The sequence below is a fragment of the Kitasatospora sp. NPDC001119 genome (assembly GCF_053598475.1).
Genome location: NZ_JBSFKI010000053.1, coordinates 39,176 through 48,740, shown reverse-complemented (window position 1 = coordinate 48,740; position 9,565 = coordinate 39,176). Strand labels below are relative to the sequence as shown.

General features: G+C 73.7%; 8 protein-coding genes. 3 read left to right on the top strand and 5 right to left on the bottom strand.

Features of this window, described 5'->3' with window-relative positions:
* Positions 1–145 precede the first annotated feature (145 nt).
* The 4 genes from ACWDD9_RS39415 to ACWDD9_RS39400 all read right to left on the bottom strand — a co-directional run bounded on the left by ACWDD9_RS39415 (position 146) and on the right by ACWDD9_RS39400 (position 4,848).
* Positions 146–820 carry a nucleoside/nucleotide kinase family protein gene (locus ACWDD9_RS39415; RefSeq protein ID WP_449814256.1) on the bottom strand — a complete coding sequence of 225 codons (675 nt, stop codon included), beginning with the start codon at positions 818–820 and terminating at the stop codon, positions 146–148.
* A gap of 99 nt (positions 821–919) precedes the next feature.
* On the bottom strand, positions 920–1,876 hold the full coding sequence (locus ACWDD9_RS39410) for a S66 peptidase family protein (protein WP_380743341.1): 957 nt from the start codon (positions 1,874–1,876) through the stop codon (positions 920–922).
* 122 nt (positions 1,877–1,998) lie between these two features.
* A complete protein-coding gene (trpS, locus tag ACWDD9_RS39405) occupies positions 1,999–3,006 on the bottom strand; it encodes a tryptophan--tRNA ligase (protein WP_234348619.1) in 1,008 nt (335 codons plus the stop codon).
* A 267-nt stretch (positions 3,007–3,273) separates the two neighbouring features.
* Positions 3,274–4,848 (bottom strand): APC family permease, encoded by a 1,575-nt coding sequence (locus ACWDD9_RS39400; RefSeq protein WP_375877346.1) that lies wholly within the window; start codon positions 4,846–4,848, stop codon positions 3,274–3,276.
* A 324-nt stretch (positions 4,849–5,172) separates the two neighbouring features.
* Between ACWDD9_RS39400 and ACWDD9_RS39395 the strand changes: the two genes are divergently transcribed.
* Both ACWDD9_RS39395 and ACWDD9_RS39390 read left to right on the top strand, forming a co-directional pair.
* Positions 5,173–6,288 (top strand): ABC transporter substrate-binding protein, encoded by a 1,116-nt coding sequence (locus ACWDD9_RS39395; RefSeq protein WP_449814255.1) that lies wholly within the window; start codon positions 5,173–5,175, stop codon positions 6,286–6,288.
* A gap of 320 nt (positions 6,289–6,608) precedes the next feature.
* Entirely contained in the window at positions 6,609–7,778 is a 1,170-nt protein-coding gene (locus tag ACWDD9_RS39390) for a hypothetical protein (protein WP_449814254.1), read from the top strand.
* Between the two features lie 102 nt (positions 7,779–7,880).
* On the opposite strand, the gene ACWDD9_RS39385 is transcribed toward ACWDD9_RS39390, so the two are convergent.
* On the bottom strand, positions 7,881–8,414 hold the full coding sequence (locus ACWDD9_RS39385) for an NUDIX hydrolase (protein WP_387968210.1): 534 nt from the start codon (positions 8,412–8,414) through the stop codon (positions 7,881–7,883).
* Positions 8,415–8,538: 124 nt separating this feature from the next.
* Here ACWDD9_RS39385 and ACWDD9_RS39380 point away from each other — a divergent pair, with 124 nt between their 5' ends.
* A complete protein-coding gene (locus ACWDD9_RS39380) occupies positions 8,539–9,546 on the top strand; it encodes an ATP-grasp domain-containing protein (RefSeq protein ID WP_449814253.1) in 1,008 nt (335 codons plus the stop codon).
* The last annotated feature ends 19 nt before the right edge of the window (positions 9,547–9,565 follow it).

Sequence of the window (9,565 nt, the reverse complement as noted above, 5' to 3'; positions counted from 1 at the left end):
CGATAAAACGAGCACGCCGAATAAGCACCAGGTCACAGCGCCGAAAAGCGCAAACGACCGGCACGAACCGGAAGTGGTGTTTCAGAGGATTGGCCGCTCCGGGACCGTCCGCGCAGACGCGTGTCCGGTGCTCCCTGCCGAGCGACTAGGAAACACTACCCCTGTCCGGCGTCGGAGGCAAACCCGTCCCGGAGACGGTGCGGGTGCAGAGCGCCCGGCCCGGCTTCACGTACTCGCCGTTGGGGTGGTCGTTGCCGGTGACCCAGTGGCGGGCGGTGGCCTCGTCACGGCCGCCGTCGCGGTGCCGCCGGAGCAGGCGCTCCTCGCGGACCTCGTCCTCGGCGTGGACGTACCAGAGCTCGTGCAGCAGGCGGCGGGCGTCGGGCCAGGGGGCTTCGGCGGAGGCGAGGTAGTTGCCCTCGGTGATGACGAGCCGGGTCCGCGGGCGGACCACGTGGCGGGCGGCGACCGGCTCGTCCAGGGTGCGGTCGAAGTCCGGGACGTAGATGTCCTGGAACCGGTCGCCGGCGATCCGGCGCAGCAGGGCGACGTAGCCGTGGGCGTCGAAGGTCGCCGGGGCGCCCTTGCGGTGGGTCAGGCCGAGGCGGTCGAGCTGGGCGCCGGAGAGGTGGAAGCCGTCGAGCGGGACGTAGGCGGCGGTGCCGGGGCCTTCGGCCCGCTCGACCTCGGCGACCAGGTGGCGGGCCAGGGTGGACTTGCCGGCGGCGGGCGGGCCGGCAAGTCCGAGGATCGTACGGGCGTTGCTGCCCGGGCCTCGGAGGAAGCCGAGGGCAAGGGCGGTGAGGCGGTCCTCGTTCATGGCCGCACCCTACTCAGCGCGCGCCTCCTGTTCAGTGCGCCTCTTTGCTCAGTGCGCCTCTTTGCTCAGTGAACCTCTTCGCTCGGCGGTTGGCTTTGCTCAGCGGTCGGCGAGGGCGGGCAGGTCCAGGGTGAGGGTGCCGGCGTCGGCGTCGAGCAGGGCGGGCACGCCGAGCGGGACGGTGAGGGTGGAGGGGCAGTGGCCGAAGCCCAGTTCCCAGAGCACGGGGACGCCGAGCCCGCCGAGCCGGTCGAGCATCACGTCCCGGACCCGCTGGGGCCGTCCGCAGCCCTCCCAGGAGCCGAGGGCCAGGCCGGCCACGCCGTCGAGGGCTCCGGAGCGCAGGAGCTGGGTCAGCAGCCGGTCGAGCTGGTAGGGGTGCTCGTTCACGTCTTCGAGCAGCAGGACGGCGCCCTCGTACGAGGGACGGGCGGCGGGCGTGCCGCGCTCGGCGGTGAGGACGTGGAGGCAGCCGCCGGCCGTGACGCCGCGGGCGCGGCCGGGGACGAGCGGGGCGGCGGTGGGCGAGGTGAGAACGGTGACGGCGGCGGGGTCGAAGAGGGTGCGGCGCAGGTGCTCGGCGGTCGGGCCGTCGGAGACGAAGGAGGCACCGGCGGCCAGCGGTCCGTACAGGGTGGCGAGGCCGAGCCGCCGGGCGAAGGCCTCGTGCAGGGAGCTGACGTCGCTGAAGCCGATGAAGGGCTTGGGGGCGGCGGCGCGCATCGCGGTCCAGTCGAGCAGGTCGACGATGCGGTGCACGCCGTACCCGCCGCGGGCGCAGATGACGGCGTCGACGGTGGGGTCGAGCCAGGCGGTCTGGAGGTCGGCGGCGCGGTCGGCGTCGGTGCCGGCCAGGTAGCCGAGGGTGGGGTGGGTGTCGAGGACGTGCGGGGCGACGGTCACGCGGAGCCCCCAGGAGCGGAGGATCGCGCACCCGGCGGTGAGACGTTCGGCGTCGACGGGACCGCTGGGGGCGACGACGGCGACGTGGTCGCCGGGGCGCAGGTGCGGCGGGCGGGTCAGCCCCTGGCCGGGTGTGGTCGGGTGCTGGTCCATGGGCCGGGCCACCTTTCGGACGCGGAAGCGGGGTTCGGGCGGTCGCGCCGTGGCCGCGACCGCCCGGTGACGATATGCCCCGTGCCGACCGGCCGATGTCCGCCGGCCGGCGTGAGGGCTCTTCAGATCGCCGCCCCCATCACCTCCCGCACCTCGGCGAGGGTGGCGTCGGCGACGGCGTTGGCCCGCTCGGCGCCGTCGCGCAGGACCTGCCGCAGGTGGCCCCGGTCGGCGGCGAGTTCGGCGCGGCGGGCGCGCAGCGGGCGGAGGAACTCGTTGACGGACTCCGTGACGGTGCGCTTGAGCGCGGCGGCGCCGCCGTCGCCGATCTCCTCGGCGACGGCCTCGGGGGCCCGGTCCTGGCAGAGGGCGGCGAGCAGGACGAGGCTGGAGACCTCGGGCCGGTCGACCGGGTCGTAGCCGATCCGGCGGTCGGCGTCGGTCCTGGCGCCGCGGATGATCCGGGCGGTCTCGTCCTCGGTGGCGCCGAGGGCGACGGCGTTGCCCCGGCTCTTGCTCATCTTTCCGCCGTCGGTGCCGAGCAGCATCGGGGCTTCGGAGAGCAGGGCCTGCGGACGGGGGAAGACGGCGCTGCCGTCGGCGTGCGGGTAGCGCTCGTTGAAGCGGCGGGCGACGGTGCGGGCGACTTCGAGATGGGGCAGCTGGTCCTGGCCGACCGGGACCAGGTCGGCCTTGCAGAAGAGGATGTCGGCGGCCTGGTGGACGGGGTAGGTGAACATCAGCCCGCTGACGGCGGACTGCCGGGAGTGGGTGATCTCGTCCTTGACGGTGGGGTTGCGGCCCAGCTCGGCGACGCTGACCAGGCTGAGGAAGGGGAGCAGCAGCTGGTTGAGGGCGGGGACGGCGCTGTGCGGGAAGATCGTCGCCCGCTCGGGGTCGAGGCCGGCGGCGAGGTAGTCGAGGACGAGGTTCTCGGTGTGCTCGGCGAGCCGGTCGGCGAGGTCGCGGTCGGTGATGACCTGGTAGTCGGCGACCACGACGAACATCTCGACGCCCTGGTCCTGGAGCCGGACCCGGTTGCGCAGGGTGCCGAAGTAGTGGCCGAGGTGGAGCGGTCCGGTGGGGCGGTCCCCGGTGAGGACGCGGTGGGCTGCCGGGTCGTCGGACAGGACGGACGCGGCGGCGACGGCGGTGGCCGCGGCGGCGGCGGGACCGGCAGTGGTGGGGACGGTGGCGGTGGCGGTGGCGGTGGTCAAGGTGTCTCTCCTCGGTACGGCGGTGGTGGTGGCCGTCCGGGGCGAGGGGCCCGTCCTACGGAAAACGCAGCAGGGCCGTCCATCCCGGACGGCCCTGCTCAGGCGAGTGCTGGTGGCCGTCCTAGGACGGCCACCAGCACAGGCCGATGAAGCGCTTCATGCGCCCCACGGTAGCGGCAGTCAGTCCTCCACGACCAGTGCCGGGGTGTCCTTGTGCAGCGTCTCGCCGCGGAAGAACTCCGGCCGGATGAAGCCGTACCAGGTCATCAGGCCCGCGCCGAGCAGCAGGATGCCGACGCCGATCACGAAGACCGAGCCGATGCCGAAGACCGAACCGCTGCCGTAGTCGGGGGCCCAGGCGTCGGTGAGGGTCTGGAGGAAGACCGCGGTGAGCAGCACGCCGCCGACGAACGGGGCGACGCCCTTGAGCAGCAGCGCGCGGACACCGGTGCGCAGCGAACGGCGGAAGTACCAGACGCAGGCGAAGGCGGTCAGTGCGTAGTAGAAGCAGATCATCAGACCGAGCGCCAGGATGGTGTCCTGGACGACGTTCTCGCTGATCAGGCTCATCCCGACGTAGAAGACCGCGGTGGCGATGCCCGCCGCGACGGTGGCGTAGCCGGGGGTGCGGAAGCGCGGGTGGACGGCGCCGAAGCGCGGCGGCACGGCGCGGTAGGCGCTCATCGCGAGCAGGGTGCGGGCCACCGGGATGAAGGTGGTCTGCAGGCTGGCGGCGGCGCTGGCGACGACGGCCAGGAAGAGCAGGATGCTCCACGGCGAGCCGAGCACCGGACGGGCCAGCGCGGAGAAGACGTTGTCGGCGGTGGCCGGGTTGCCGAGGCCGTTGCCGGTGCTGCCGACGCCCGCGAACATCTGGGAGGCGATCGCGACCAGCAGGTACGAGCCGACCAGGGTGACCATCGAGATCATCGCGGCGCGGCCGGGGGTCTTGGCGCTGCCCTGGGTCTCCTCGTTCATGGTCAGGCAGGTGTCCCAGCCCCAGTACATGAAGATCGACAGCGACAGCCCGGCGGTGAACGCGCTGAACGAGCTGACCTCGAGCGGGTTGAGCCAGGAGAAGGAGAAGCCGATCGAGTCGGGCAGGTCGCCCGAGGCGGCCTTCCCGATGGCGATGACGGAGAAGAGCAGCAGCACGGCCAGCTGGAGGCCGACCAGGCTGTACTGGAACCACTTGGTGGCGGTCATCCCCCGGTAGCTCATCGCGGTGGCGCCGGCGATCAGCAGGACCACGGTGAGCAGGTGGACGGCCTTGTTCTGGTCGAGTTCGGTGACCCAGCTGCTGCCGGTCATCTCCCCGAGCATCAGGTACAGGAAGTCGGTCGCGACCCCGGCCAGGTTGGAGAGCACGATGATGGTCGCCACCGTCAGGCCCCACCCGGCCATCCAGCCGACCCGGGGACCGAAGGCCCGGACGCCCCAGGTGAAGGACGTGCCGCAGTCCGGGAAGTCCTTGTTCAGCTCCTTGTACGCGAACGCGACGAGCAGCATCGGCAGGAAGCCGGCCAGGAACACCGCCGGCATCTGCACCCCGACCGCGGTGACGGTCGGGCCGAGTGTGGCGGTCAGGCAGTAGACCGGGGCGACCGTCGAGACGCCCAGCACCACACTGCTCAGCAGGCCGACGGAACCGCCCCGTAGACCCTTGTCCCCCGCTCCCCCAGCGGTCCCCTGATCGACGGGGACCCCACCACTGATGCCACTGACCGGGGCACCCTGCGGAGCGCCGGGCGCCATTGCCCGGCCGCTGCTCGTGTGCTCTGAGAGCTGCTGATCAAACACCAGCGCACCCTAGAGGCGGGCATGGAAGGTTGAGTAGACCAACCCTTGGTGATCTAAACCACTTGCTTCGATTCGTTCTCGTGACGGCTGTTCGGGTGGATGTATTTACGGCTTGTTAACCCATGTACCTTTGTTTCAAAGGAGTTGGGCCAAGAAAATTTCTCCCTTTTGCCAAGATTCGACCAGGTTTGCCCCCGGCCCGGACGGGCCGCTCCCCCCACCGCTCCCCGAGTCGGATAGGTTTGCCTAACCTAATTTCGATCGTGAAAGGAGCGTCGCGTGCCCCCCACCTCCGACGACCCGGTCCTCTCCCCCCGCACCTCCGGCCGTCGCCGGTTCCTCACCGCCGGGATCGCCGGCGGGGCGGTGCTCGGCCTCGGCGGACTGCTCACCGCCTGCGGCAGCTCCGGCGGATCCGGTGGATCGGGCGGCAGCAGCGGTTCGACCCCGGCCGGCGGCGGCTCCTCCCCGAACCAGAAGTCGGTCAAGCAGGGCGGGGACGACTACGCCGCCGTGATCGAGAGGATGAAGGGCTTCGGCACCGACGCCGCCCCCGGCGTCTACCCGCGCACCCTCAGGCACGCGATGGGCGAGACGGTGCTCCCGGCCAGGCCCACCCGGGTCGTGGTGCTGGACACCGGCGAGCTCGACAACGTCGTCGCCCTCGGCATCCAGCCGGTCGGCATCGTGTACACCGACGGCTCCAAGTCCCTGCCGTCCTACCTCAAGGACAAGGCCGGCAGCCCCGCCGCCGTCGGCACCATCAACAGCCTCAACCTGGAGGCCATCGCCGCGCTCAAGCCCGACCTGATCCTCGGCAGTCAGCTGCGCGCCCAGGACCAGTACGCGCAGCTCTCCAAGATCGCGCCGACCGTCTTCTCGCTGCGCCCCGGCTACCCGTGGAAGCAGAACTTCCTGCTCAACGCGAGCGCCTTCGGCCTGGAGGCCGAGGCCAGGACCCAGCTCGACGCGTACCAGGCGGCCGCCGCGGCGATCGGCGCGAAGCTCGGCGACAAGCGGCCCACCATCACCCCGCTGCGCTTCATGCCGGGCCGCACCCGGCTCTACGCGGAGCTCTCCTTCATCGGCACCATCCTCACCGACGTGCCGCTGCCGCAGCCCGCGATCGAGCAGGTCAAGGAGCTCGCGGTGGAGGTCGGCCCGGAGCAGATCGACAAGGCCGACGCCGACTGGATCTTCTACGGCGTGTACGGCAGCCCCAGCTCGACCAACCAGGACGCGGTGCTCGGCGGCGCGCTCTGGAAGACGCTCGGTGCGGTCAAGTCCGGTCAGGCCCGGCCGGTTTCGGACGAGACCTGGTTCCTCGGGCTCGGCGTCATGGCGGCGAACGTGGTGCTCAACGACCTCAAGGGCTTTGTCGCGCCCGGCAGTTGAGCCAGGCAGGTGAATCCGCCGGGTGAGTCCGTCGGGTGAGCCCGAGTGTGAGCCCGGAGCGAACCCGGCCGGCCGGGCCTGGTCGGCGTCGGCGGGCGGAACGGGGCGGCGTTCCGGTCGTACGGCAACAGTGCCCGCCCGGCGCCGTCTTGGGCGGTCCCCGGGTGGGCCCCGGGTGGGCCCGCGACGGTCCCCGGGTGATTCCGTGGTGGTATCGCGGCGGTGTCGCGGTGGTATCGCGCACACCACCGGGTTGGACGCTTGGAGCTGATCGCGTGGTGCGGGAGGATCGTCGGGACCGTTTCCCGAAGGGCCCGCAGATGACCTCGCTCCACCCCGCCGCAACCGACCCGTCCCTGCCCGGCCCGCCCCGGGACAGCGCCGGATCCTCGCCCCCGCCCGCCCCGACCGGCTCGCCCGGCTCGGCCGTACCGATGTGCTCGATCGCGACCGCCACCGAGCCCGGTGCGGCCGCGCCCGGCACCCCGGAGGCGACGGCCCGCCCCGACTCGGTGCCGCAGCCGCGCAGCCGGTACGACGCGGAGGCGCCGCCCGTCCTGCCTGCGGCCGCTCCGGAGGCCGGTGGCGGACCGGCGGACGGCGACCGGACGGACGGCGACCCGCACGACGATGATCCGACCACGGCACGGCTGCGGGCGGCGTTCGCCGAGCGGCTGCGGGCCGCGCACGTCCAGGGCCGCTCCGTCGCCGAGCTGGCGGCCGCGTGCCGCCGACCGGTCGCGGAGGTGCGGGCCCTGCTCGGCCTCGACGCGGAGGCCGAGGACGGGTTCGTCCGGTTCGGGCCCGCCACCGCGACGGCGGAGGGCGGCCCGTCCGTCCCGGCGCAGCGCCCGGCGCACGAGGAGCCGCGGATCCTGGGATCCCGGCGGCCGTCACCCTCCCGGCGCCTGCGCCGGATGCACCCGCAGGCCTCCCGGACAGGGCAGGAGGCGACCGCACGGGAGACGGCCGCGTCCGGCCCGACCGGGCCGGCCCTGCCGGGGGCCACCGGACGGGTGGGCGAACCCGCCGATGCGGCGGAAGTGGCGGCGCGGACGCCGTCGTTCGGGACTGGCATCGGGGGTGGGGCCGGCGCTGCCGCCCCTTCTGCTGTCGACGCCGCTGCCGTCGGGTCCGCCGCAGCGGTCTCGTGGGCCGAACCGCCGCTCGGCATCCTGATCGGCGGCAGCCCCGGGCCCGCCGAGGCCCTCGGCCGACCGGAGGAGCGCGCACCGGTCCGCGTGGCGGCCCAGCCGATCCGGGTCGGCCGCGGCACCTGCCTGGTGGTACTGCCCTCCTGGCGGCCCGCCATCGCCGTCTCGGTGCCGACCGAGCAGCTGCTGTCCGCCACCGGGCTCGACCTCGAGCAGCTGGCCGGCGCCCAGCTGACGGTGCTGATGAACCCCGCCGCACTGCACGACCGGGAGCTGGAGCTGCACGGCTGGGAACCCGGTCCGGCCGGGCGGCCCCGGCGCGGCGGGCGCACCTGACCGCTCCGCCGGGCCCGTTCGGCGACTGGCCGAGCGGGCCTGGCGGGCTTGGCCAGCCAGGCCGGCCAGGCGGGCCGAGCAGGTCTGGCGGACTCGGCGGGCCTAGCGGGTGGCCGGGGCGTTCGGGATGTACCCGAGGTCGACGGGCACCGGCGGCCGCCCGTCCACGGCCCAGCCCGTACGGACCGAGTCCAGCAGTTCCGGCAGCGCGGGCGGCCAGAGCGCGTCGGCGTTCTCGTCGGCGAGGTCGGCCGGGGTCCACCAGCGCCAGTCCAGGATCCGGTCGACGGCGTGCACCGCGCTGACGTCGCCGACCGGACCGCGGTGCGGGCCGCCGGTGAGGTAGATGTGCTCGTGCTGGCGGACCGGGGTGCCGTGCCAGGTGAAGTCGTGCTCCCAGGTGCAGAGCAGCGGGCCGGGTTCGAGGTCGCTCCAGCCCGTCTCCTCCCACAGCTCGCGCCGGGCGCCGTCCCACGGGGTCTCGCCCGGTTCCAGGCCGCCTCCCGGCATGGTCCAGTGCACGCCGACCTCGTCGTTGTCCGAACGGAGCAGGAAGACCGAGCCGTTCCCGTCCAGGACCACCGTGCGGGCGGCCTGCCTCGGCCTGCGTTTGCGGGGGCGCAGCAGATTTCGCATCGGGTCACTCTCCCAGCGACCGTCCGGGGCCGTCGAGCGGTTTCGGCACTCCGGTCGGGTGCACGAGCCGGCCGGTCCGTCGTGGCGGGCGCCGGGCCCACCGGTCCGCCGTACCCTGACGGCCATGCCCGCACCCGCGATCATCTTCCCCTCCGATCCGCTCAACCCGCGCCGGCCCGACCCGCACTTCGCCTGGGAGGCCAGGACCCTGCGGGAGTTGGGCGGCGAGCTGCACCTGGTCGACCACGACGGGCTGCTCGCCGGGCGGGCCGAGGAGGCCGTGCTGCGGGTGCCGCGGGACAGCGGCCCGCTCTGGTACCGGGGTTGGATGCTGCCCTCCGCCCGGTACGCCGACTTCGCCGCCGCGCTCACCGCCCGCGGCGGCACCCTGCTGACCAGCGCGCCCGGGTACGCGGCCGCCCATGAACTGCCCGGCTGGTACGGCGTGTTCGAGGGCGCGACCCCGGCCAGCGCGTGGATCCCGTCCGAGGGACCGGTGGCGCCCGGGCCGGCGGAGCTGGCGGAGGCCGCGGCCCGGCTCGGCGGGCGCGGGCCGGCGATCGTCAAGGACTACGTGAAGTCGCGCAAGCACGAGTGGTACGAGGCCTGCTACGTACCCGAGTTGGCCGACCTGGCGGCCGTCGGCCGGGTGGTCGGACGGTTCGTCGAACTACAGGGCGAGTTCCTGGCGGGCGGCGTGGTGCTGCGGCGGTACGAGGAGTTCGAGGGCGCGGACCTCCCGGCGGCGGGACCGGTCGGCGCGAACGGCGCGAACGGCGCGAGCCGTACGGGCGGTGCGGCCTGTACGGCTGGTGCGGCCGGGCCGGAGCGGGCGGACGGCGGCGCGCCGGGGAGCGGCGGGCGGGCCGTGGAGGCCCGGGTGTGGTGGCTGGACGGCCGGCCCGTCCTGGTCGGGCCGCACCCGGACGCCCCGCGCCGGGCCGTCGAGCCCGACCTCACCGACGTCCCGGCGCTGGTCCGCCGGCTCGGCTGCCGCTTCGTGACCACCGACCTCGCCAGCCGGGCGGACGGCTCCGGCTGGCGGGTGGTCGAGGTCGGGGACGGGCAGGTGAGCGACCTGCCGCGCGGGATCGACGCCTCGGAGCTGCTGGCCGCGCTGATCACCGCCTGACTGCCTGACGGTCCGCGCG